Genomic DNA, 20,925 nt, shown 5'->3' with positions numbered 1-20,925 from the left:
TCACTCCCGGACGACCGTCGGCGTCCCGTCGTCGACGGCGACCCGGAAGCCCGCGTCGCGGAGCCAGTCGGCGGCCCCGCGATTGCCGTGCACGAGCACGTCGAGGAGGTCGGTCGGCTCGTCGATGTCCACCGCGAGCCGGAACGAGTCGACGGTTTCGACGGCCGCGCCCGCGGCGTCGGCCGCGGCGAGGTGGTCGCGGAACGAGACGCCGTGGTAGTCCACGTCGAAGTCCCGGTGACGGACGACGAGCGCGTTCGTGCCGCCGCCGCGTCCCGGTGCGACCACGACGTCGCCGCCCGCGTCGTAGAGCCGCTGGACGGCCTCGGGCGTCGCGAGCGCGAGGTCCGCCATCACGACCGCCGCCGGAAGCGCCGCGAGTGCGTCGTTCACCGCGACCGACAGCGGCCGGTCGTCGACAGTCACCGGCGCGTCCACGTCGCCGTCGAGTGGTGCGCTCGCCAGTACCACCGGCTCACCGCCGGCTCGGCGGACTGCGTCGAGGACGTCCGAGAGCATCTCCGTGGCGAACGCTCGGCGTTCGTCTTCGGAGAGAAGCGCGGAGAGGCGCGTGTTCGGGTTCGTCGGGTCGAACGGGACGAGGGTCTGCATCCCTTAGCCGAGCTTGTCGTAGCTGTCGCGCTGCTGGAGGTACCAGTAGACGCCGCCCGCTATCAACAGCAGGACGACCAGCGCCGCGGCGCCCATGATGATGAGGTCGGTGCGCTCGGCGGACGACGCCGCGCTGTTCGCGGCAGACTCGGCCTGCTCGGCGTTGCTGACCGCCTGCTCGAAGTTGCCACCGTTGTAGAACTCGATGGCGTCCTGCAGGTCGCTTTTCGCGCCGCTGACGCCCGCGCCGGCGCCTTCAGCGTCGCTGATGGCGGCCTCGGCGTCACTGATGGCGGTGCGTGCGTCCTGGCTCGCGGTCGTGTACGGCCGGGTGTTGTACGTCTCCAGCGTGGTGCTGGCGCCGCCCGGCTGGGCCTGCACGAACTCCGCGTACGTGATGCGCTGGGGCGGCTCGTAGCTCCACGACCACGCGCTCGACGACGGCACCGTGCCGAGGATGGTGACCTCGGCGCGCACCGCGCCGCTGGACGCCGCGAAGTCGTAGCTCACTGACTGGCCGGTGAGCGTCGCCTCGTCGATCTGGTTGCCGGCGTTGTCGAACGTGACGACCTGCCACGTGACGTCAGTGAGGTCGGTGCTGGCCTGCAGCGTCCACTCCTCGTAGTTCTCGAAGGGGTCGGTGACCGTGAACGTCGTCTCCTGTTGCTCGTCGGACTGCACGCTGTCCGGCGCGTCGCCGCCGATTGAGACGGCGGCTGCCGGGACGGCGGCGACCGCGAGGAGGACGACGAGAGCGACCGCGAGTTTAGAACAGCGGTTCAAGCTCATCGTCGTCGTCTTCGACCAATTCTTCCAAGTTCTCTTCGCTTTCCTCGCGGATGTCGTCGATGTTGTCCTGGGCTTCGATGGCGACTTCCTGCAGCTCCTTGATGCGCGGGACGTTGTTCACGCCCGACAGCAGGACGACGGAGGCGACCTGCTGGGAGTTCGGCACGGGGTAGTCGCCGCCGCGGACTTCCATCGAGCCGGTCTGCTCTTCGAGCCACTTACGGCCGCGCTCAATACCCTTCCGGTTGAGGTACTTCGGCGGGCCGGCGGTGACCAGCAGCGCGCGCTCGGAGCCCTCAATCTCGCAGGGGAGCGTGAGCCGACCGAGCGCCGCCTTGCGCACGAGGCTGGTGATGCGGTTCGTGGTCGACGCCGAGTCCTCGAGGGAGTCGTCGTCGCCGCCGGTAAACCGGGACAGCAGGCTGCTGCCGTTGTCCTCGTTGTCGACGGTCTCGGAGGCGTAGCCGACTGTGGAGACGCCGCCGCCCGAGAGCGTGTTGATGATCTCGCTGGAGTCGACGACGGACTCGGCGACGTCGCCGCCCTGCTCGACCTCGCCGGCGCCGAAGAGGATGCCAAAGCGGGTGACGATCTCCTCGTTGATTTCGTCGTAGCCGCCCTGCACCGATTCGCCGGACTTGCGCCACGCGTCGTTGTCGAACACGAGGAGGTTGTCGACCTCGCGGACGAACGTCTGGAACGACCGCGCGGCGTTCAGCGTGTAGATGCCGCCCTCGTCGCTGCCGGGCAGCACACCGAGGCCGTATACGGGTTCGGTGTAGATACGCTTGAGGTGTTTGGCGATGACCGGGGAGCCGCCTGAGCCCGTACCGCCGCCCAGCCCGGAGATGACGAGGAACGCGTCAACCTCGTGGACCGGGATGGAGTCGATGGCACCCTGCACCTCGTCGATGTCTTCCTCGGCGATTTCGGCGCCGAGTTCGTTGTCGGCGCCGACGCCGTGTCCCTTCACGCGGGACTGTCCGATGAGGACGCGATTCTCCTGTGGAACGTGCTCCAAGCCCATGAGGTCGGCTTTAGCGGTGTTGACGGCGATAGCGGCACGCACGATGTTCGAATCGTGCCGCTTGTCGTACTCGAGGAACTTGTCGAGTATTTTACCGCCCGCCTGGCCGAACCCGATCATTGCCAGTTTCATACGGAACCCTTTGCACAGTTAGAGTGGAAACGAGGGTATAAGGCTTTTGCAGACGCGTGTCCGACGGTTCTGTGGCGGTCTCCGTTTTCGCCAGCCGGCGTGCAGTCCCCCGGTTCTCGTCGGACCGCCGCCGACGCAATTCTTCGGGGTATTTACGTTTGACGGGTAGTGTGTTCCAGTTGACTCTTCGCTCACTCCAGATACGCCGACAGCGTCGTCAACTCGGACTCGTCCACGCCGAACGCCGAGACGTCGTTGGTGCTCACCGTGTTGTCGAACTTCAGCGACCGGTACTGGTCGCCGCCGAACGGGATGAACGGCAGCGGGTCCGCCAGCCGCATCCCGATGCCGGCCAGGGGCATCGGCACGGGTAGAATCCGGACGGACTTCCCCTCCGAGCGGTAGACCAGCCGCGTCACGTCGCCGAGCGTCAACACGTCCGGGCCGCCGAACTCGTAGGTCTCCCCCCAGTGCTCGTCGTCCTCGATTGCGTCTGCGAGCAGCCCCACGAGGTCGCCGACCCAGATGGGCTGGAACCGCGTCTTGCCGCCGCCGGGCAGCCCCGTGACGTATGGCGTCGTCAGCTGCTTCGTGAACGAGACGAACTCCCCGCCCTCGCCGAACACGACCGACGGCCGCACGATGGTGTACGCCAGCTCGGAGTTGCGCACGACCTCCTCGGCGCGTCCCTTCGACCGGATGTACGCCGTCGGGCCGTCCGGGTCCGCGCCCAGCGCGGACAGCTGGAGGAGGTAGTCCACGCCGGCCTCCTCCGCGGCCTCGACGACGTTCTCGGTGCCGCCGAGGTGGACCTCGAAGTGGCGGTCGTCGCCGCCCTTCGGCTTGAACAGCGGCGACAGCGCGACGAGGTTCACGACCGCGTCCTGTCCCTCGACCGCCGACTGAATCGAGTCGTAGGCGGTCACGTCGCCGACGACGGTCTCCACGGACTCCGGGAGCGCCGCCTCCTCGGGGTGCCGCGAGAGCGCAGTCACCTCGTGGCCTCGGTCGTCGAGTTCGCGGCACAGATGCGTCCCGATGAATCCCGTTCCGCCGGTGACGAGCACGTCCATGTCCACGAAGACGGCCGGGAACTCCCTAAAACTATGCCCGGCGACGGCGGCAATCTACCGGCGGGAACGGCCGGCTCCGGCGCGCGGCGGCGTGGAACCCGAAGCCGTTAGTACGTCCGTCGCCGTCGTTCGGGCATGCTCGTCACGCTGGAGGGCATCGACGGCAGCGGCAAGACCACTGTCTGGGAGGCGCTGCGCGAGGCCCGCGGCGACGGCTTCACGTTCACGCGCGAGCCCACCGACTCGTGGTACGGCGACGCCGTCCGGCGGTCCATCGGCGAGGACGGCGCCGACCCGCTGGCCGAACTGTTCCTCTACACCGCCGACCACGCCGACCACCTCTCGCGGGTCATCGAGCCCGCGCTGGACGCCGGCGACGTCGTCATCTCGGACCGGTACTCGGACTCCCGGTACGCGTACCAGGGCGTCGCCCTCGACGGCGTCGTCGACCGCCCGATGGAGTACGTCCGCGGCGTCCACCAGCCGTGGACGCGCCCGCCGGACGTCACGCTGTTCTTCGACGTGGACCCCGAGACCGGCGCCGCCCGCGCCGGCGCGACGAACAAGTTCGAGCAGGTGGAGTTCCTCTCCCGGGTCCGCGAGAACTACGAGCAGCTGGCCGAGTACGAGCCCGAGCGGTTCGTCCGCATCGACGCCACGCAGTCCCCGGAGGAAGTGCTGGCGGACGCCGAGAACGTCCTCGACCGCTTGCTCGCCGAGTAGTCACTCCCACCAGACGGCGACGACGCGAACAGCGCGTCGTCGAACTGTCTGTGGAGGGCCGTCGTGGGGACGTGTCCGCGCCTCGTCAAGAGCGTTCGCCCGAACGTGGCGCCGTCCGGGAAGCCTAACGGGTTGGCGCCGACGGTGTAGTTGATGGTGGACGACGACGAGGCGGCGAGCCGCGACGACGCCGCCGACCGCGAACGCGGGCGGCAGGACGAGGGCGGCCGGCTGTCGTTCTCCCTGCCGCCGATTCGCCTGCCGCCGCTGTTCCCCGAGGACTTCCGCCTCCTGTGGCCGGCGCCCGGCGAGGGGCCGCGGCGCCGCGTCTCGAAACGCGTCGTCCTCGCGGCGCTCGTCGTTTTCGACCTCGCCGACGCCGCGCTCGCGCTCACGGCCGACGCGGGCGCCGTCGCGGGAGTCAGGGTCGTCGGCGGCGCGCTCGTCGCCGCGACGACGTTCGGCGCGCTCGGCACGGTCTACGTCTGGGAGGCCGTCGCGGCGCTCGCGGGGTTCGGCGAACTCACGGTCGTCCCGACGCTGAGCGCGCTGTTCGTCGTTCACTCACTCCGGGAGGTCTTCTAGCTCCTCGGGGGCGGGAATCCAGAACAGGTCGATGGACCACCCGAGGAAGAACGGGAACGCCCACGTCACGACGATGAGCTGTCCCGGGTCCTCGAACGCACCGGCGCCGAGCCCGAGCACGCCGAGTGCGAGCGTCGTGACGACGTAGACCAGCGGAATCAGGATTGCGGTGTACAGCACCGACCCCCACCGCGTCTCGAGGGTGATGCGGAAGTAGCGCGCGCCGACGGCGGCAATCGCGGTGTGCACGAGCACGATGACGCCGACGCCGGCGGCGGTGACGACCGAGACCATACCCGGGCTTGGTGCTCGGGCCGTTTTTCGCTATCGGTAAGTGACTGTGCGGCGACGAGCCCGACATGCACCGCGCTATCGGGGAGCGGGACCTCGCCGACACGGCCGTCGACGAGGCGACCGCACGCGACCTCCTTCGAGACATGGTCCTCGCGCGGGAGTTCGACGAGCGCGCGCTCTCGCTGCAGCGCCGCGGCTGGATGCCGGGCTACCCGCCGTTCCGCGGGCAGGAGGGCTCGCAGGTCGGCGCCGCGCACGCGATGGCCGACGGCGACTGGCTGTTCCCAACGTACCGCTCGAACGCGATGCAGTTGGCCCGCGGCGTCCCCGCCAGCGACATCCTCCTGTTCCGGCGGGGGTACGCGGAGTTCCACTCCGACCACGACGTGAACAACTTCCCGCAGGCGGTCCCCATCGCCAGCCAGCTCCCGCACGCCGTCGGCGCCGGGATGGCGATGAACTACACCGGGGACGCGGACGCGGTGGTCGCGTACTTCGGGGACGGCGCGACCAGCGAGGGCGACTTCCACGAGGCGATGAACTTCGCGGGCGTCTTCGACGCGCCCGTCGTCTTCCTCTGCGAGAACAACAACTGGGCCATCTCCCTGCCCCGCGAGAAACAGACCGCGAGCGACTCCATCGCGGTGAAAGCGGAGGCATACGGCTTCGAGGGCGTGCAGGTAGACGGCAACGACCCCGTCGCCGTCTACGAGACCGTCGGCGACGCGCTCGACGACGCCCGAGCGGGCGAACCCGTGCTCGTCGAGAGCCTCACGTACCGGCAGGGCGCACACACCACCAGCGACGACCCCGAGCGCTACCGGCCCGACGACGAGGACCTCCCCGAGTGGCGGACCGCGGACCCGCTGGAGCGCTTCGAGTCGTACCTCCGCGAGCAGGGCGCGATAGACGACGCGTTCGTGGAGTCCTGCTGGGACGACGCCGAGGCCGAACTGGACGCCGCCATCGACGCCGCCGAATCAGTCGGCGAGCCGGACGTCGACGAGCTGTTCGACTACGCGTACGCCGAGCGCACGCCCCGCGTCGACGACCAGAAGCAGTGGCTGGAGTCGTACCTCGAAACCCACGACCCGCAGGAACAGGAGTTCTGAGCCGGGTTACAGCGGCGTGCCCTCGGTGCTCTGGGCGTTCTGCGCGGCCTGCTGGCGCATCTGTTCGACCTTCTCGACGTAGTCGTAGCCGGGGATGACGCCCTGGAACCACGTCCCCTCGACGTAGTTCACGAGCGCGAGCGCGTCGTCGGCCGCCTTCCCGGTGCGCGGGGAGAACGTGATTTCGACAGTGATGTCGCCACCCGCGCGGGAGACGGACTGGACCTCGACGTCGTTCGCGAGCGTGACGCTGTCTGCGTCGACGACGCGGCGCTCGAACGTGTCGTACCAGCCGTCTTCGACGACCTCGGCCACCTCGTCGTTGGTCGCGGCGTCCAGCGTCGGCACGACGACCGTGATTTCGACGGTCTCGTCGTCGGCCGAGACGGTGGCGTCCCAGTCGTTCGTCGTCGGGACGAACGCGCCGTCGTCGCGGGCGAACTGCCCGTGGTCGGCCAGCTCCTGCTCGATGTCAGTCATTACGCCCTAGGAGGCGGCGCTCGCAGTTGGGTGTTGCGCTCCGGGACTTCGACGCCCGTAAGTAGCGCTGCCGCGCACGTTCCGGTGATTCGCTCGCACCGATGCGCCACGACTCCCGCGCCACGATTGCCGTCGTCGCGCTCGTCGCCGTCGGCGGGTTCGCGGGCGCGAACGTCCGGTACGCGGTCGCGCTGCTCGCGCCCGGTCTGCCCGGCACGCTCGCCGTCAACGCTGTCGGGAGCTTCGCGCTCGGCGCGCTCGTCTACGCCGCCGCCGAGCGTGATGCCCTCGGGGAGCGCGCGCGGCGACTCCTCGGCACCGGTTTCCTCTCCTCGCTGACGACGTACAGTACGTTCGCCGTCCAGACCGCGGGCGCCCCGCCCGCGCTGATGGTTGCGAACGTCGCCGCGAACTACGCGCTCGGCTTTCTCGGCGTGGCCGTCGGCCGCGCACTCGTCGTCCGCTACGGAGGTGGCGCGTGATGGACCTCTCGTTACCATCCCCGATGCTCGTCGGCCTCGGCGGCGCGCTCGGCGCCGTCCTCCGGTTCGCCGTCGGCGAACTCGTCCAGACCGAGGACTACCCCGCCAGCACGCTCGTCGTGAACGTCGTCGGGTCGTTCGCGCTCGCCGCGCTCACGTTCGCCGGCGCGAGCGACGACGCGATGCTGCTGCTCGGCACGGGCGCCTGCGGCGCGTTCACGACGTTCTCCTCGTTCAGCGTGGACGTCGTCGGCCTCGTCGAGGACAAGCGATTCGGCGCGGCCGCGTTCCACGCGCTCGGGAATCTAATCGGCGCTGGTGTGGCGATTGGTTTAGCTTGGCTTCTGGTGGGCTAGCTCGACGCTACCGAGCCGAGAATCGCTGCTAGCATTCGCAACGCAAGCGGCTTGCAAAGCCCGAGCGTCGCGATTCACCGCGAGCCTCCGGCTCGCGGGCCGAGGAGCGACTAAGCGCCGAAGGCGCGCTGGAGCGACGCTGTGCTTTTGGCCGAGCTTTTGCCGAGGGCGCGCGCAGCGCGCCCGCAGCGCAAAAGGTCGTATGCGAGAGGTGGGATTCGAACCCACGAACCCCTACGGGAGCGGGTCTTAAGCCCGCCGCCTTTGGCCGCTCGGCCACCCTCGCATTACGTCGTGGCGGCCGCGGGGAGAAGTCGGTTACGGTCAGGCGCGGCGGCGGATGGCGACCGAGGCGCCCCAGCCGACGCTCGCGCCGATGATGGCGAAGCGGTGGCTGACCGTCCAGTCGGGGCCGAGCGCGAGCGCGGTGACGGCCGAGATGGCGACGAGCGTGACGGTCGTCCAGAGCGCGCCGAGTGAGACCGGGACGCACGCGCTACCAGTCGACGGAGAGCGTGCCGTCGCCGTGGGGGTCGGGCGCGATTTCCTCGTTGGTGCGGCGGTCGACGACGTGGATGACGCCGTCGCCTTTCTTCGCGGGGCAGGCGTCGGCGGCGGCGATGTTGTGGTCTAAGTCGTCCTCGTCGAAGAAGTACGAGACGGGCTTGCCCATGCCGGAGGTGATGTCCATCTCCCAGTTCGCCGAGACTTCCGCGCACTTGCCCGCGCCGAAGCACTTGTTCGCCTCGAAGACGAGCTTGTAGGGCTTCTCCTCGACTGACGGGGCGTCGCTCTCGCCGATGTCGCTGGGGTCGACGGCGTCGGCGTCGTCGGTCATTGTTCACGTATCGGTGGTCGACCTGTTTGGTTTTGTCGGTGATGGCGTGCGGTCACGCGCTGGGGAGGCGAAGGCGGACGCTGTTGCCGCCGAGGTCGCTGGTCGCGAACGTGAGTTCGCCGCCGAACAGCTCGGTCGTCCACTTGACGAGCCAGAGCCCGAGGCCGCTACCGTGGCGGGTGGCGGTGATGTCGCCGTCGCCGGTGACGACGTCGCGTTCGTCGTCGGGAATCGTCGGGCCGTCGTCGTCGACTCGGATGGTCACCCACCCGTCCGAGTCGGCGGGTGCAGCGCGCACGTGGACACTGGGTTCGTCGCTGGGGTTGTGTTCGAGGGCGTTCTCCACGAGCGCGTCGACGGCGAACCGGAGCCGACGGTTGGCGCGCACGACCAGCGACGCGGGGAGGTCAGTCTCGACGCTCGCTGCCGGCCAGTTGCGGCGGTGTTCGTCGACGACGTCTCGGATCAGGGGCACGCAGTCGGTCGTCCGGCCGTCTGCGGTGGACTTTAGGACGGTATTGATGTCTGCGGCTTCTCCGGTCAGCGTTTCGAGGTCGCGGGCGGCCCCCTCGATGCGGGCGGCGGCTTCGGTTCGGTGTGCGCGCTGTTCGTCGAACTCCGCGAGCAGCTCGGTCGTGTACGCGAGGACGATGTTGGCCTTGTTCCGCAGGTTGTGCTGGAGCACTCGGTTCATCACTTCCAGCCGGCGTTCGGTTCGCGTGATGTCCGTCAGGTCGGTGTAGACGGCGAACCCGTCGGTGGTCGCGCCGTCCCCGGCGTACGGGATGCCGCGGTAGAGGAACTCCCGCAGTCCGCCGGTCGTCTCTCGGCGGACGCGCTGGTAGTTTATTTCCCCGGAGAACGTGCGTTCGTCGAGCGCTTGCGCTTCCTCGCGGAGCCACTCGGGGACGATCCAGTCGTTGAGCGGTTCGTCGACGATGGCGGCTCGCTCGTAGCCGAAGCTGTCGACGAACGCCTCGTTGACGCGGCGGACGACCGGGTCGCCGCCGACGAGCTCGAACTCGACCACGGCGTCCTGGATGTGTTCGATGAGGTGGGCGTACCGGCTCGCGGCGTCCGCGCTGGACTGCTCCATGTGTTCGTCCACGATTGCTCAACTCGTTATTCGACGAAGATGCGATAAACGTCTACGTATCTCGGCAATTGTCTCGGGTGCTGTGGAAAACCTCCACGAAAGACGTGTAGATTAGCATATTTTGTCCGAGTGGGAACTGTTTTGTCGGATGGCGAAAAACTCCTCCGATGACGCCGTGTTACCAACAACCACGACTCGGCCGGCGAGCGTCGCCTCGCGGCCGGCGGCGACAGGGGGACCGCATGAGTTCTGACCAGCCCACGCCGGCTGACGAAGCCGACGCCACGTCCGTCGCGGTGACCGAGGACCGGTCGCTCGCTAACGCTCACGGCGCCCTCGATGTCGTCCACGCCGCGTCGACGACCGTCGACGACCAGCTCGCCGCTATCGACGACCGGACCAGCGAGCAGGTCGCGGACGCCGAGTGGGTCGTCGACGAGGTCGGGTCGCTGTCCGCGACCATCCAGGAGATCGCGGCGACCGCGACGGAGGTCAGTGAGCAGAGCGAGCGCGCGGCCGCCGAGACAGCCGACGGCCGCGACGCCGCCCAGGACGCCATCGACACCATGGAAGACGTCCGCACGGTGAGCGAGAACGTTGTCGCGGAGGTCGACGCGCTCCGCGACCGGATCGACCGCATCGCGGACGCGCTCGCCGGCATCGACCGCATCGCCGACCAGACGAACATGCTCGCGCTGAACGCGTCCATCGAGGCCGCGCGAACGGACGGCGACAACGACGGGTTCGCGGTGGTCGCGGACGAAATCAAGGAGCTGGCGGCCGAGTCACAGGAGCAGGCCGACGACATCGAGGACGCCCTCGACGCCGTCCGGGCGGCCACCGAGGAGACCGTCGCCCAACTCGACGAGGCGGCCGACGAAATCGAGCGCGGCGCCGACCAGACCGCCGACGCCATGGCGAGTCTCGACGCGGTGGCGGAGACCGTCGAGGAGACCGCGGCCGGTATCGCGTCGGTGTCGACGGCGACCGACGACCAAGCTCAGACCACAGAAGCCGTTGCAGAGCGCTGCGAGACGCTCGCAGAGCGCGCGACCGCCATCGACGACGACGTCGCCGCCATCCGCGACGCGCGCTCCGAGCAGACCGCGATGCTCGGGGAAGTCGAGGGCGTGCTCACCGCCGCCGACGCCGACCGCCGTAGCCGCCTAGCCGACGCGCCCACGCTGGACACGGGCGTCCCCGGCTTGGACGACCTCCTCGGCGGTGGCCTCGTCGTCGGCGGGCAGGCGGTGCTCCGATACGACGCGGCCACCGATGCGGTCGACGGCCTGCTCGCCCAACTCGTCGCGACGGCCGCGGCCTCGGGGACGGCGGTGTCGCTGACGCCGCCGCCGACGCTCGACCGCGGAACGCTCGCGGACGCGTTCGCGGCCGCCGACGACTCCCTGGTGGACGCGCTCGGCGACGACCGACTGTTCGTTCTCGACCCGTTCGGCGGCTGGCCCGACGGCCGGAACGTCTTCGACCTCCGGGAGTCGTCGCTGGCCGCCGCCAACGAGACGACGGCCGCGCGCCGCGACGCGCCGCTGCTCGTCGTCGGGAACATCGCGGGAGAAGTGGAGATACTCGGTGAGGCGGACGCGCGGGCCGCCCGCTACGAGAACGACGACGGCGTCTTCGGCAGCCGCGACACCGTCCTCAACGTCGTCGGCGACTCCGTCCCGGAGACGCTCGCGGCGTTCTACGCGGGCGCCGCCGACCAAGTGGTCGCGGTCTCCCAGGACGCCGACGCCCTCGCGGTCGAGCGCCGCCGGACACCGACGAGCGATGACAGCGCCAGCCGCGCGGCCACGCTCCAGCCGAGTCCGCCGTTCGTCAGCCTCCGCAGCGAATGAGCCGGCTCAGTCGTGAATCTCGACGGATTCGAGGACGACGTCGCGCTCGGGCTGGTCGTTGCGGTCGGTCTCGACGCTGCCGATGGCTTCGACGACGTCCATGCCGTCCGTGACCTTCCCGAAGACCGCGTGGCGGTCGTCGAGGTGGGGCTGGGCGTCCAGGGTGATGAAGAACTGGCTGCCGTTCGTGTCCGGGCCGGAGTTCGCCATCGACAGCACGCCGGGGCCGTCGTGGCGGAGGTCGTCGTGGAACTCGTCCTCGAACTCGTAGCCGGGGCCGCCGCGGCCGCTCTCGGTGGGGTCGCCGCCCTGAATCATGAAGCCCTCGATGACGCGGTGGAACGCGACGTCGCGGTACAGCGAGTCGCCGCGAATCTCGCCGCTCTCGGGGTCCTCCCACGTCTTCGTGTCGGGCGCGGGGTCGGCGCCCGCGGCGGGGTCGTCCTTCGCGAGCTTGACGAAGTTCTCGACCGTCGTCGGCGCTCGCTCGTCGTACAGCTCGACCTCGATGTCGCCCTCGCTCGTGTGGAGGGTCGCCTTCTTGGTCATACCACGGAGAACGCCGTCGCGCCGGATAACGCTACCTACTCAGAACGAGCAGAGGTCCGCGAGCAGGCTCTCCGCGCGGCCGTTGGTGATTACTTCCTCGGCCGCCTCGATGCCCTCGTCGAGGGAGTCGACGTCCTCGCCGGCGTACATGCGGAGCGCGGCGTTGAGCTTCACGGCGTCCGCGAACTGGTCGCGGCGGTCGCCCGCCAGCACGTCCGCCGTGATTTCCGCGGAGTCAGCGGCGACGTCCTCGACTTCGAGGTCCGCGCTCTCGATGTCCATGCCGTACTCGTCGGTCTCGATGGTGAAGTCCTCCAGCTCCTCGCCCTCGGACCACTCCGCGACCGTCGTGGAGCCGGGGCGGACGTCGTCGTAGCCCTCCATCCCCTGGAACATCAGCACGCGGTCGAAGCCGACGTCCTCGCTCTCGCGGGCGGTCTCGACGACCTTCTTCGCGAACGCGAGATGGTAGAACGAGCCGAGGTGGGTGTCGGCGTTCGCGGGGTTCGCGAGCGTCTCGACGGTGTTCACGAACGTCCGCACGCCCATGTTGTCGCGGCGGTCCCACAGCGCGTCCACGACGGGGTTGAAGTTCGGCTGGTAGTAGAAGCCGAAGCCGTGCTCGTCGACCATCTCGGCGGACTCCTCGGGTTCGAGGTCGGTGCGCACGCCGAGTTCGTCGAGGACGTGCTTGTAGGCGTCCTGTTTCTGCGTGGGGACGCGGTCGCCGGAGTGGACGACGACCGGCGTGCCGGCGGCCGCGGCGACGACGCCCGCGGCGACGCCCAAGATTGCGGAGTCGCCTTTCCCGTCGTAGTTCGCGCCGCAGTCCACGGGGTCGGCGTCGGGCTCGGCGGCGACGACGCTCTCGCGGCGCATCACGTCCACGTACGCGCCGAGTTCCTCGCCGTTGTTGCGCTTCCAGCGGTTCGCCAGCCAGAACGCGCCCAGCGTCGTCTGGTCGGGCGTCAGGTCGAGGATGCGCTCGAAGGCCTCCGTCGCTTGCTCGCGGGTCATGTCCTCGGCGGACTTCGGCCCGGAGCCGACGACTTCCGTCATCAGGCGCTGCAGCGGCCACTCGCCGTGCGAATCGCTCATGTCGAATCGTTGCGTCTCCACCGGCGTAAATCCACCCGATTCCGGCGGCCGCGAACCGGTAAACAGTAGCCGACGCAGTGCCAACCGACGGGTAATGGCTGCCGCCGACTGGCGCGAACGCGTCGACGACGTGGACGCACGCCTCATCGACGAGTACCAGAGCGGGTTCCCGATTCGGGAGCGCCCGTTCGAAGCCGTCGCCGACGACCTCGGCGTCACGGAAGCCGACGCGCTCGAACGCGTCGAACGCCTCTACGACGACGGCGTCTTCCGGCGGTTCGGCGCCGTCCTCAACCCCCCGGTCATCGGGTCGTCGACGCTCGCCGCGGTGCGCGCGCCAGCCGACCGTTACGACGAGGTCGCGGAGGTCATCAACGGCTACCGGCAGGTCAACCACAACTACCGCCGCGCCCACGCGTACAACCAGTGGTTCGTCGTCACCGCCGGCAGCCGCGAGAAGCGCGACGAGATTCTCGCGGAAATCGAGGCCCGGACCGGCTGCGAGGTGCTGAACCTCCCGATGCTCACCGACTACTACATCGACTTGGAGTTCCCGGTCGTGAACGGCGACCGGTTCGCTCGGGAGAGCCTCGACAGCACGGACGTCTCCGCGACCCGCATCAGCGAGAGCGCGGCGGGCGACCTCTCGACGCTGGACGCCGACCTCCTGCTCGCGATTCAGGACGGCTTCCCGCTGTCGCGGACGCCGTACCGGGACGTCGCGGACGCCATCGGCGCGCCGGTCGAAGACGTCCTCGACGCCACCGAGCGCCTGCTCGCGGACGGCTGCATCAAGCGCGTCGGCTGCGTCGTCAACCACGTCGTCACCGGCTTCGACGCCAACTGCATGGTCGTCTGGGACGTCCCAGACGACGAACTCGACGAGCGCGGCGTCGAGGTCGGCCAGCTCCCCTACGTGACGCTCTGCTACCACCGCCCGCGCCGCCCCGAACAGGACTGGCCGTACAACCTCTTCACGATGATTCACGGCCGCGAGAGCGACGCCGTCGACGAGAAAATCGACGAACTCGCCGCCGACTACCTGCCGTTCGACCACGAGCGCCTCTACTCTGAAGAAACGCTGAAGCAGACGGGCGCGCGCTACGACGACCTCGTCGGCGAGTAGGAGCTGCTCGCGCGGGAGCGCAGAGAGAATCCGATGGCGTCCGGCGGCGGCGCGGCCGGTGGTTCCGCGGCTACTCGCGCGCGGTCGTGAACAGAATCGGCGCGACGACGAGCAGCGCGACGCCGAGGAACCGGTACGTGAACGGGTCGCCGCCGAGCTGGGAGGCGGGCGTCACGAAGAAGATGACGCCGAAAAGCGACGCGTTCAGAGCCACGACCTTCCGGGAGCCGAGTGGGATGCTGCCGACGATGGACAACGCGAACAGGACGAGGAGCGCGTGCCCGACGTGGTAGCTCACGAGGAAGTCGTCGACGAGGGGCAGCGGTGTGAACGCCATTGCTGGCTGGATTTCGCCGCGAAATCCCCTTTAAGGTTCCGTTCCGCCGCCCGGACCGGTGAGGTCCAGCGGGCGAATCCAGCCGTACCACACGACCAGCGCCATCGACGCGTAGCCGACGCCCCACACGACCGCGCCCGCCGTCTCGAAGCCGGCCTGATGCAGGAAGTAGTCCGCGACCCCGGGGAGCACGACCCCCGCGGCGATGACGAGTCCGAGCGCCACGCGTGAATCCATACGCCGGGGTTCGCGCTCCGGCCGCGTCAAAGCCCCGGTTCCGCGCTCGCACCGCTGGGCGGTCTCACGTCGCCGGACACTCCCCGTGCCGACGGCTACGCGGCGTTCACGGAACGAAGGTGCTGGCTGCGACGTGCGTCGCGACGCGCCAGCGGGGACACTGTAACCCGCGTCGTCGAGGCCGAACGAAGTGGGGGCGTTCGGGGGAAGTCGGCCTCGACGACCAGCGGGGGAGGGGACCAACGGGCACCGGGGTGGGGTCGGCGCCCACCTTCCCGTACCCGCCCACCCCTACTCAAAGCGGCGCGCAGTCGCAGCGCGTGCAAAAACCCTACTCGACGAGCTGGCGCGCCATCCACTCCTCGCTGGCCTGCCCGAGCATCGCCTCCCAGTCGGCGAACGACGTGCGCGCCGCGACGTACTCGTCGAACGCCGCCTCGTCGATGGCCGCGAAGTCCGACCGCGTCGCCACCTCCCACTCGCTGTCGTCGAGGAACCCCCGGAACGTCGCCGCCTCCGTGTGCCGCCGCATGAAGTTCGGCGTGAACAGCTCCCCGAGCGCCGCGTCGTCCTCGCTCAACGCCGCCGCCCGCTCGTGGAGGTCGTCCACGATCTCGGATACGTCGTCGGTCATGCGTGGGTAGTGGCGGTCAGAGCGCAAAACGGTTCGGGAGAACAGCCACTCCTACGCGGGTGGTATCGCGGAGGAATTGGAGTGGGCCAGTCCGGATTTGAACCGGAAGCTTCCACCTTATCAGAGTGGCGCTCTACCTAATTGAGCTACTGGCCCGAACGCATCCCGACGTTTGCCGCTGGTACAATTAAGGGTTTCCTTTCTACAGCGCGCCGTCGTGCGTTACCGGGTGTCGGCGTCGTCGCCGTCCTCGAATTCCACGTCGTAGGCGTCCTCGTCGAGGTCGATGGTGTCGTCGTCGCCGCTGCCGCCCGCTGCGCCCGGGCCGAACGGCCCACCGCCGCCGCCGTTGCCGCCCGCGCCGGCGAACGGCCCGGCGTCGCCGTCGTCGCCGCCGGGGAAGCCGAACGTGTAGACGTTCCCGGTGGCGAACCCGCCGGTCTTCGAGTCGAGCTTGGGCTTGATGACCCACTCCTTGACGGCGTACCGGAACGGGTGGCGCGTCAGCGGGAACACCAGCAGGAAGCCCAGCGCGTCCGTCAGGAGGCCGGGCGTGAGGAGGAACGCGCCGGCGGCGATGAGCAGGCCGCCGTCGACGAGTTCGTCGGTCGGCGTCTTCCTTTGCGCGAGCGCGCGCTGGATGCGTCGGAGGGTGTGGCGGCCTTCCGCGCGCACGAACAGCGTGCCGAGCAGGGCGGTCAGGACGACGAGCGCGACCGTCACCTGCCAGCCGACCTGCCCCGCGACGAACACCAGGAAGAGGGCGTCCGCCAGCGGGACGACGAGCAGCGCGAGGAACAGCCACCGGACTCGGGGCATACGCCGGGGTAGCCGACGGCGATTCATAGCCTTTCTGTTGGGCGGGGCGGCGCTCGCCCGTGTCGAAACGGTTTCCCGGGTTCGCCGCGCAGCGAACGTATGGACGAGTCCGCCGACGCGACGCGCGTGGAGTGGCGCGAGTGGGGCGAGGAGGCCTTCGCGGAGGCCGCCGACCGCGACGTGCCGCTGCTGGTGTCGCTGGTAGCGTCGTGGAGCGACTGGTGCCGGCAGATGGACGAGCGCACGTACGCGGAGCCGCGCATCGCCGCGAACGTCAACGACGACTTCGTGCCGGTGCGCGTGGACGCCGACCGCCACCCGCGCGTGCGGGAGCGGTACAACATGGGCGGGTTCCCCTCGACGGTGTTCGTGACGCCCGCGGGCGACCACATTGCGGGCGCGACGTTCCTCGAACCGGAGGGGTTCCGGCAGGTGCTCCAGCGCGTCCGCGAGACGTACGACGAAAAGGGCGAGGACGCGGGGAGCGAGCCGCGCGCACTCCGCGGCGGCGAGCCGCCAGTCGGCCCCGTGAACGCCGACATCGAGCGCCTGCTCGCGGGCCAGCTCGGCGAGCAGTTCGACGGCGAGCACGGCGGCTGGGGGACCGACGAGAAGTTCCCGCTCCCCGCCACAGTCGAGTTCGCGCTGAAGCGCGAGCGCGACCAGGCGCTGCGCACGCTCGATGCGGTCCGACGCAACCTCGCGGACGACGTGGACGGCGGGTTCTTCCGGTTCGCGCACGGCCGCGACTGGTCGGACCCCCAGCGCGAGAAGGTGCTCGCGGAGAACGCCAGCCTCCTGCGGGCGTTCGCGTCGGCGTACCTGCACACGGGCAGCGAGGACTACCGCGAGCCCGCCGAGCACACCATCGACTACGCGACGGGCACGCTGTGGACGGGCGAGGCGTTCGGCGGGAGTCAGGCCGCCGGCGAGTACTTCGAGCAGTCCGCCGACGAGCGCGCGAGCCACGCCGAACCTCCCGTGGACGAGACGGCGTACGCGGACGTGAACGCGCTCACCGCGGACGCCCTCCTGTCGTTCGCGGCGTACACCGACGACGACACCGCGACCCGGTACGCCGAGCGCACGCTCGACTACCTCCGGGAGGCGCTCGTGGACGGCGCGACCGTCCGGCACTTCGACGAGCCGGACGCCCCCACGGGCTTGCTCGCGGACCGCGCGCGCGTCGTGCAGGCGTTCGCGACGGCCGCGCAGGTGTTGGGCGGCGACTACCTCGACACCGCCGTCACCGTCGCCGACGCCACCATCGACGACCTGCAGGACGCGACGGGCGCGTTCCTCGACGGCCCGCTGGAGGGCGCCGGCCTGCTCGACCAGCCGCTCCGCCCAATCGACGACACTGCCGTGATGGCGGACGCGCTCGTGGACCTCCACTACCTCACGCGGGACGCCCGCTACCACGAGGCCGCGTCGGACGCCGTCGGCGCGTTCGCGGGCGCCGCCGAGCGCATGGGGCCGCAGGTCGCGGCGTACGGCACCGCGGCCTCCCGCGTCGTCAGTGACCCGCTCGTAGTCGAAGTCGCCGACGAGGCCGGTAGCGACCTCCACCGCGCCGCGCTCCGCATGGCCGACCACGAGAAGGTCGTCGTCCCGAACGCCGACGGCGAGGCTGGGACCGCGTGGCTCGTCGAAGCCGACGGCACCAGCGACGCCGTCGACTCCCCGGAAGCGCTGGCGGACCTCGTCGCGAGCACTCAATAGCGCTCGGGAGGCCACCACCACCCACTGAACCCCTCTAAATCGGGTTTCAAGGTGGTTCGCGCCCTTGCTTTTGGTGATGGCTCGCGAGCAATCCGACGCCACGGTCCCCCTCGACGAACTGCTCGACGAACTCCCGTACATCGAGGCGCGGCCGCCGGACCCGCCCGAGTGACTGTCCGCCCGTAAACTGGCGCAGTGTTTTTCACGCCGGCTCTCGAACCGACGACGAGATGGCTGACTTGAGGGACCTCGGCCTCTCGGAGTACGAAGCCAGCGCGTACCGCGCGCTCCTCCGAACCGGGCCGGCAACCGCCAAGGAGTTGTCCGAGGAGAGCGGCGTCCCGATGGGCCGCATCTACGACGTGCTCGGGAGCATCGAGTCACAGCACCTCGTGCGCAGTCAGGCCGCCAGCCGCCCGAAGAAGTACGTCGCCGTCGAGCCCGACACCGCCCTCGACCGCCTGCTGGAGGACCGCAAGCGCGAGCTCCGCGAGAAGGCCGACCAGTACGAGGCCGTCGTCGACGAGCTCGAAGCCGACCTCCGCACGCCCTCCGAGCCCGAGGAGGGGTTCTGGACGGCCGCGCTCGGCCCCGACGACTCGCTCGACCTCCTGCTGGAGCGCATCGACGCCGCCGACGACTCCGTCCGGCTGGTCGCGGGCTTCGAGTCCACGAGCTTCGAGGTCGCGGACACCACCAGCCGCATCGTCGACCACCTCGAAGACGCGCTCGAACGCGGCGTGGACGTCTCCGTGCTCATCTCACAGGAGCTGTCCTCGAACATCCCGGAGGCGGTCAACGAGCGCTACGTCGCCGTGCTCGCCGAACACCCCGGCTACGAGGTCCGCATCGGTCCCACCGTCGAGGGCAACGTCACCATCGTCGACGACGCCGAAGTCTGTCTGGAAGTGACCAATCCCGTCGAGCCCGACGAGTCGTTCGCGATGATAGACCTCCACGACTCCACGTTCGCCGCCGACGTCTACGAGGTGTTTGCGGAGACGTGGACCGACGCCGCGACGCTGGACTGACCGCCGCCCCGTTTCTTTTCGCCGCTCGCGTAACAGACGAAATACGTATCCGTGACTGTTGACGAGTGCCGCACGTGCAAACTACGCGGTCGTTGTACGTCGTCGCCGGTATCACGCTCGTTCACCTCGCGTGGGCCACGTGGCTGGCGGTCGCGTCCCCAGAATCGCTGCTCGCGAGCCCGTGGTCGCTGGCGGGCGTCGCGGTCGTCGGCGCGCTCCTGTTCGTGCTCGTCCCGGTCTTCTTCGCCGCGCTGTACGTCGACGCGGGTGCCGTCGCGGCCAGCGGCGCGCCGTGGTCGCCGGACCGCCGGCTCTGGGTCGGCGGCGGCGTCCTCCTCGTCGCGGCCGCGTACGTGACAGTCCACTCGCTTCTCACCGGTGTGGTCGGCGCCGCGTACCTCCTCAAGCGCGCTCGCGTCGCCTCCCTCTACAGCCCGGAGCACGCCGTCGCCGAGGCCGCCGAGACGCCCGCCGCGAGCGACGGCCGAGCCGAGCAGTCCGTCGCCGGCGTCGCGGTCCACGTCGTCGTGCTCGCCGCGTTCGGCGCCGCGATTGCGCTCTCGGGCTCCCCGAGGGTCGGTCTCGCCGCGGCCGCCGTCGCCGCGGCGCTGGCGTACGTCGCCAGCGAGCAGTCGTTCACGCGAGCGAACGCCGGTCACGCCCTCGACTGGTATCTCTCCGTGCTGGCGTTCAACGTCGCGTCGACGCTCACGCTCGCCGCGGGCGCCGACGACGGCCACGTCCTCGGCTACGCCGTCTCCGGGCCGCTGGTCCCCGAACCGTACGCCACCGCGGTCGCCCTCCTGGGCCTCGCGCTGTTCGCGCTGTCGGCGCTCAGTTGGGCGGTGACTGTCGCGTTCGCCGTCGTCGCCGCGGTGCAGGCCGCCCGCGGGACCGCGTGGTCGTACCCGCTCGCCGCGGGGTTCGTCGCGCGACTCACTCGGACCGAGAGAACAGACTGACCGCCGCGGCTCACTCCCCGTTGACTTCCTGTTCGAGCGCGCCGAACTCCGCGACGCGCTCGGCGTGGGCGTTGTGCTGGTGGATGGACTCGTCGTTGGACTGCTTCATCGTCACCACCGCGTCGTCGTCGAGGTGGTCGAACTCCGCGACGACGCCCTCCGCCATCGAGCGCACGCAGTCCTCCACGAACTTCGCGTTCGCGTGCGCGGCGTAGGTCATGTGGTCCTCGTCGGGGCGCTTCGCGAGGTTGTAGATGCGCGCGCTCATCGAGTCCCGCGCGACGTCCACGACGTCCATCAGGTCCACGTCGGGGTCGCCGGAGGTCTCGATGGTGAGCGTTGCGTGCCCGCGCTGGCTGTGCCCGGCCTGCGGGACCTCCTGCAGGAACTCCCGGACGTCGTCCTCGCCGACGCCGAGGTCAGCGAGCTTCTCGCGGGCGGTCTGACTCATCATCTGCTGACTGCACGGGCAGACGGTCATGCCGACGACGCGCGCGCCGATCTCCTCGCGGGTCGGCTCGCCCTCCTCGGCGGTCGCGGACGCGACGATGTCCACGGTGCCCTGCGTCGGCAGGCCGCTCGCGGGCGTCTCGTCCTGAATCATCAGCTCCGCCTCCATCTCGACGGTGGCCGTCGTCGTATACTCGTGCTTCTCCAGCAGGCGCTCGGCGGTCTCCCCGCACATCTCCTCGACCCGGTAGACCGGCTCGGAGACGGCGTCCTCGAGGGTCTCGTCGATGACCTCCATGTTCCGGCTCATGTCGATGCCCTTCCGGCCCTGCGGGAGGTCCACGTACACCTCGAACTCCGCGGTCAACACGATGGGGCGCTTGTCCTCGCGGGCGATTTTCACGAGCTTCTCGACGCCCGTCACGCCGACCTGACTCAACCCCACTGCAACCTCCGGCTCCGTCGCCTGCACGTCCGGCAGCTGCTTGCTCATTGACCCGCGATA

General features: G+C 69.6%; 25 protein-coding genes and 2 tRNA genes. 10 read left to right on the top strand and 17 right to left on the bottom strand.

All coding sequences use genetic code 11. The annotated features are described in order from the left end of the window. The 4 genes from cofC to HHUB_RS10800 form a co-directional block, all read right to left on the bottom strand. Positions 1–612 (bottom strand): 2-phospho-L-lactate guanylyltransferase, encoded by a 612-nt coding sequence (gene cofC / locus HHUB_RS10815; RefSeq protein WP_059057620.1) that lies wholly within the window; start codon positions 610–612, stop codon positions 1–3. Between the two features lie 3 nt (positions 613–615). Then, positions 616–1,401, bottom strand: coding sequence for a hypothetical protein (locus tag HHUB_RS10810; protein WP_059057619.1), 786 nt, complete (start codon positions 1,399–1,401; stop codon positions 616–618). Further along, positions 1,379–2,560: a tubulin/FtsZ family protein gene (locus tag HHUB_RS10805; RefSeq protein WP_059057618.1), complete on the bottom strand. Its 1,182-nt coding sequence runs from the start codon at positions 2,558–2,560 to the stop codon at positions 1,379–1,381. Before HHUB_RS10805 ends, HHUB_RS10810 begins: the two co-directional genes overlap by 23 nt. 191 nt (positions 2,561–2,751) lie before the next feature. After that, positions 2,752–3,633, bottom strand: coding sequence for a complex I NDUFA9 subunit family protein (locus HHUB_RS10800; protein ID WP_059057617.1), 882 nt, complete (start codon positions 3,631–3,633; stop codon positions 2,752–2,754). A 135-nt stretch (positions 3,634–3,768) separates the two neighbouring features. Between HHUB_RS10800 and tmk the strand changes: the two genes are divergently transcribed. Both tmk and HHUB_RS10790 read left to right on the top strand, forming a co-directional pair. After that, positions 3,769–4,356, top strand: coding sequence for a dTMP kinase (gene tmk / locus HHUB_RS10795; RefSeq protein ID WP_059057616.1), 588 nt, complete (start codon positions 3,769–3,771; stop codon positions 4,354–4,356). 153 nt (positions 4,357–4,509) lie between these two features. Further along, on the top strand, positions 4,510–4,941 hold the full coding sequence (locus HHUB_RS10790) for a hypothetical protein (RefSeq protein ID WP_059057615.1): 432 nt from the start codon (positions 4,510–4,512) through the stop codon (positions 4,939–4,941). Here HHUB_RS10790 and HHUB_RS10785 read toward each other — a convergent pair. Then, positions 4,921–5,235 (bottom strand): hypothetical protein, encoded by a 315-nt coding sequence (locus HHUB_RS10785; protein WP_059057614.1) that lies wholly within the window; start codon positions 5,233–5,235, stop codon positions 4,921–4,923. The two genes, HHUB_RS10790 and HHUB_RS10785, sit on opposite strands and share 21 nt — an antisense overlap. Before the next feature lie 65 nt (positions 5,236–5,300). Between HHUB_RS10785 and HHUB_RS10780 the strand changes: the two genes are divergently transcribed. Next, complete coding sequence (locus HHUB_RS10780; protein ID WP_059057613.1) at positions 5,301–6,347, top strand: thiamine pyrophosphate-dependent dehydrogenase E1 component subunit alpha; 1,047 nt, start codon at positions 5,301–5,303, stop codon at positions 6,345–6,347. A gap of 6 nt (positions 6,348–6,353) precedes the next feature. On the opposite strand, the gene HHUB_RS10775 is transcribed toward HHUB_RS10780, so the two are convergent. Next, on the bottom strand, positions 6,354–6,827 hold the full coding sequence (locus HHUB_RS10775) for a DUF5813 family protein (RefSeq protein ID WP_059057612.1): 474 nt from the start codon (positions 6,825–6,827) through the stop codon (positions 6,354–6,356). Positions 6,828–6,928: 101 nt separating this feature from the next. Between HHUB_RS10775 and HHUB_RS10770 the strand changes: the two genes are divergently transcribed. Both HHUB_RS10770 and crcB read left to right on the top strand, forming a co-directional pair. After that, on the top strand, positions 6,929–7,309 hold the full coding sequence (locus HHUB_RS10770) for a CrcB family protein (RefSeq protein ID WP_059057611.1): 381 nt from the start codon (positions 6,929–6,931) through the stop codon (positions 7,307–7,309). Next, on the top strand, positions 7,309–7,665 hold the full coding sequence (gene crcB / locus HHUB_RS10765) for a fluoride efflux transporter CrcB (protein ID WP_059057610.1): 357 nt from the start codon (positions 7,309–7,311) through the stop codon (positions 7,663–7,665). Before HHUB_RS10770 ends, crcB begins: the two co-directional genes overlap by 1 nt. Before the next feature lie 203 nt (positions 7,666–7,868). On the opposite strand, the gene HHUB_RS10760 is transcribed toward crcB, so the two are convergent. The 3 genes from HHUB_RS10760 to HHUB_RS10750 all read right to left on the bottom strand — a co-directional run bounded on the left by HHUB_RS10760 (position 7,869) and on the right by HHUB_RS10750 (position 9,611). Further along, positions 7,869–7,951, bottom strand: a tRNA-Leu gene (locus HHUB_RS10760). A 210-nt stretch (positions 7,952–8,161) separates the two neighbouring features. Beyond that, on the bottom strand, positions 8,162–8,503 hold the full coding sequence (locus tag HHUB_RS10755) for a hypothetical protein (protein WP_059057609.1): 342 nt from the start codon (positions 8,501–8,503) through the stop codon (positions 8,162–8,164). A 52-nt stretch (positions 8,504–8,555) separates the two neighbouring features. After that, positions 8,556–9,611 carry a sensor histidine kinase gene (locus HHUB_RS10750; protein WP_238323958.1) on the bottom strand — a complete coding sequence of 352 codons (1,056 nt, stop codon included), beginning with the start codon at positions 9,609–9,611 and terminating at the stop codon, positions 8,556–8,558. Between the two features lie 230 nt (positions 9,612–9,841). On the opposite strand from HHUB_RS10750, the gene HHUB_RS10745 reads away from it, so the two are divergent. After that, positions 9,842–11,455, top strand: a complete 1,614-nt coding sequence (locus HHUB_RS10745; protein ID WP_059057608.1) for a methyl-accepting chemotaxis protein — start codon at positions 9,842–9,844, stop codon at positions 11,453–11,455. A 6-nt stretch (positions 11,456–11,461) separates the two neighbouring features. Here the strand turns inward: HHUB_RS10745 and HHUB_RS10740 are convergent, their stop codons facing one another. Both HHUB_RS10740 and HHUB_RS10735 read right to left on the bottom strand, forming a co-directional pair. Further along, positions 11,462–12,004, bottom strand: a complete 543-nt coding sequence (locus HHUB_RS10740; protein ID WP_059057607.1) for a peptidylprolyl isomerase — start codon at positions 12,002–12,004, stop codon at positions 11,462–11,464. Positions 12,005–12,043: 39 nt separating this feature from the next. Then, positions 12,044–13,102 carry an anthranilate phosphoribosyltransferase gene (locus HHUB_RS10735; protein ID WP_059057606.1) on the bottom strand — a complete coding sequence of 353 codons (1,059 nt, stop codon included), beginning with the start codon at positions 13,100–13,102 and terminating at the stop codon, positions 12,044–12,046. Positions 13,103–13,196: 94 nt separating this feature from the next. Between HHUB_RS10735 and ahbB the strand changes: the two genes are divergently transcribed. Then, a complete protein-coding gene (gene ahbB, locus HHUB_RS10730) occupies positions 13,197–14,228 on the top strand; it encodes a siroheme decarboxylase subunit beta (RefSeq protein WP_059057605.1) in 1,032 nt (343 codons plus the stop codon). Positions 14,229–14,298: 70 nt separating this feature from the next. Here the strand turns inward: ahbB and HHUB_RS10725 are convergent, their stop codons facing one another. The 5 genes from HHUB_RS10725 to HHUB_RS10705 all read right to left on the bottom strand — a co-directional run bounded on the left by HHUB_RS10725 (position 14,299) and on the right by HHUB_RS10705 (position 16,255). Then, complete coding sequence (locus HHUB_RS10725) at positions 14,299–14,565, bottom strand: hypothetical protein (protein WP_059057604.1); 267 nt, start codon at positions 14,563–14,565, stop codon at positions 14,299–14,301. 30 nt (positions 14,566–14,595) lie between these two features. Beyond that, positions 14,596–14,802: a hypothetical protein gene (locus HHUB_RS10720; RefSeq protein ID WP_059057603.1), complete on the bottom strand. Its 207-nt coding sequence runs from the start codon at positions 14,800–14,802 to the stop codon at positions 14,596–14,598. A gap of 331 nt (positions 14,803–15,133) precedes the next feature. Beyond that, positions 15,134–15,436 (bottom strand): hypothetical protein, encoded by a 303-nt coding sequence (locus HHUB_RS10715; RefSeq protein WP_059057602.1) that lies wholly within the window; start codon positions 15,434–15,436, stop codon positions 15,134–15,136. 82 nt (positions 15,437–15,518) lie between these two features. Further along, positions 15,519–15,592 (bottom strand) — tRNA-Ile (locus HHUB_RS10710). Between the two features lie 66 nt (positions 15,593–15,658). Next, positions 15,659–16,255 carry an FxsA family protein gene (locus HHUB_RS10705; protein ID WP_059057601.1) on the bottom strand — a complete coding sequence of 199 codons (597 nt, stop codon included), beginning with the start codon at positions 16,253–16,255 and terminating at the stop codon, positions 15,659–15,661. Positions 16,256–16,354: 99 nt separating this feature from the next. On the opposite strand from HHUB_RS10705, the gene HHUB_RS10700 reads away from it, so the two are divergent. The 3 genes from HHUB_RS10700 to HHUB_RS10690 all read left to right on the top strand — a co-directional run bounded on the left by HHUB_RS10700 (position 16,355) and on the right by HHUB_RS10690 (position 19,970). After that, entirely contained in the window at positions 16,355–17,977 is a 1,623-nt protein-coding gene (locus tag HHUB_RS10700; protein ID WP_059057600.1) for a DUF255 domain-containing protein, read from the top strand. A 230-nt stretch (positions 17,978–18,207) separates the two neighbouring features. Beyond that, positions 18,208–19,008 (top strand): TrmB family transcriptional regulator, encoded by an 801-nt coding sequence (locus HHUB_RS10695; protein ID WP_059057599.1) that lies wholly within the window; start codon positions 18,208–18,210, stop codon positions 19,006–19,008. Positions 19,009–19,082: 74 nt separating this feature from the next. After that, positions 19,083–19,970 carry a DUF4870 domain-containing protein gene (locus tag HHUB_RS10690; RefSeq protein ID WP_059057598.1) on the top strand — a complete coding sequence of 296 codons (888 nt, stop codon included), beginning with the start codon at positions 19,083–19,085 and terminating at the stop codon, positions 19,968–19,970. A 10-nt stretch (positions 19,971–19,980) separates the two neighbouring features. Here HHUB_RS10690 and mptA read toward each other — a convergent pair whose 3' ends face one another. Next, complete coding sequence (mptA, locus tag HHUB_RS10685) at positions 19,981–20,913, bottom strand: GTP cyclohydrolase MptA (RefSeq protein ID WP_059057597.1); 933 nt, start codon at positions 20,911–20,913, stop codon at positions 19,981–19,983. Positions 20,914–20,925 lie beyond the last annotated feature (12 nt).

Origin of the sequence: Halobacterium hubeiense, from assembly GCF_001488575.1 — an archaeon.
Lineage (GTDB): Archaea > Halobacteriota > Halobacteria > Halobacteriales > Halobacteriaceae > Halobacterium > Halobacterium hubeiense.
Note: the sequence above shows the minus strand (reverse complement) of the source record. Positions and strands in the feature narration are given on the sequence as shown.

Bases quoted from the DNA above. Each gene is read 5' to 3' on its own strand.
- HHUB_RS10775 (WP_059057612.1), bottom strand. From the start codon at position 6,827: ATGACTGACATCGAGCAGGAGCTGGCCGACCACGGGCAGTTCGCCCGC.
- HHUB_RS10735 (WP_059057606.1), bottom strand. From the start codon at position 13,102: ATGAGCGATTCGCACGGCGAGTGGCCGCTGCAGCGCCTGATGACGGAA.
- HHUB_RS10715 (WP_059057602.1), bottom strand. From the start codon at position 15,436: ATGACCGACGACGTATCCGAGATCGTGGACGACCTCCACGAGCGGGCG.
- HHUB_RS10810 (WP_059057619.1), bottom strand. From the start codon at position 1,401: ATGAGCTTGAACCGCTGTTCTAAACTCGCGGTCGCTCTCGTCGTCCTC.
- HHUB_RS10790 (WP_059057615.1), top strand. From the start codon at position 4,510: ATGGTGGACGACGACGAGGCGGCGAGCCGCGACGACGCCGCCGACCGC.
- tmk (WP_059057616.1), top strand. From the start codon at position 3,769: ATGCTCGTCACGCTGGAGGGCATCGACGGCAGCGGCAAGACCACTGTC.
- mptA (WP_059057597.1), bottom strand. From the start codon at position 20,913: ATGAGCAAGCAGCTGCCGGACGTGCAGGCGACGGAGCCGGAGGTTGCA.
- HHUB_RS10800 (WP_059057617.1), bottom strand. From the start codon at position 3,633: ATGGACGTGCTCGTCACCGGCGGAACGGGATTCATCGGGACGCATCTG.
- HHUB_RS10780 (WP_059057613.1), top strand. From the start codon at position 5,301: ATGCACCGCGCTATCGGGGAGCGGGACCTCGCCGACACGGCCGTCGAC.
- HHUB_RS10695 (WP_059057599.1), top strand. From the start codon at position 18,208: ATGGCTGACTTGAGGGACCTCGGCCTCTCGGAGTACGAAGCCAGCGCG.
- HHUB_RS10725 (WP_059057604.1), bottom strand. From the start codon at position 14,565: ATGGCGTTCACACCGCTGCCCCTCGTCGACGACTTCCTCGTGAGCTAC.
- HHUB_RS10770 (WP_059057611.1), top strand. From the start codon at position 6,929: ATGCGCCACGACTCCCGCGCCACGATTGCCGTCGTCGCGCTCGTCGCC.
- HHUB_RS10745 (WP_059057608.1), top strand. From the start codon at position 9,842: ATGAGTTCTGACCAGCCCACGCCGGCTGACGAAGCCGACGCCACGTCC.
- HHUB_RS10700 (WP_059057600.1), top strand. From the start codon at position 16,355: ATGGACGAGTCCGCCGACGCGACGCGCGTGGAGTGGCGCGAGTGGGGC.
- HHUB_RS10785 (WP_059057614.1), bottom strand. From the start codon at position 5,235: ATGGTCTCGGTCGTCACCGCCGCCGGCGTCGGCGTCATCGTGCTCGTG.
- HHUB_RS10755 (WP_059057609.1), bottom strand. From the start codon at position 8,503: ATGACCGACGACGCCGACGCCGTCGACCCCAGCGACATCGGCGAGAGC.
- HHUB_RS10705 (WP_059057601.1), bottom strand. From the start codon at position 16,255: ATGCCCCGAGTCCGGTGGCTGTTCCTCGCGCTGCTCGTCGTCCCGCTG.
- HHUB_RS10720 (WP_059057603.1), bottom strand. From the start codon at position 14,802: ATGGATTCACGCGTGGCGCTCGGACTCGTCATCGCCGCGGGGGTCGTG.
- HHUB_RS10805 (WP_059057618.1), bottom strand. From the start codon at position 2,560: ATGAAACTGGCAATGATCGGGTTCGGCCAGGCGGGCGGTAAAATACTC.
- crcB (WP_059057610.1), top strand. From the start codon at position 7,309: ATGGACCTCTCGTTACCATCCCCGATGCTCGTCGGCCTCGGCGGCGCG.
- cofC (WP_059057620.1), bottom strand. From the start codon at position 612: ATGCAGACCCTCGTCCCGTTCGACCCGACGAACCCGAACACGCGCCTC.
- HHUB_RS10740 (WP_059057607.1), bottom strand. From the start codon at position 12,004: ATGACCAAGAAGGCGACCCTCCACACGAGCGAGGGCGACATCGAGGTC.
- ahbB (WP_059057605.1), top strand. From the start codon at position 13,197: ATGGCTGCCGCCGACTGGCGCGAACGCGTCGACGACGTGGACGCACGC.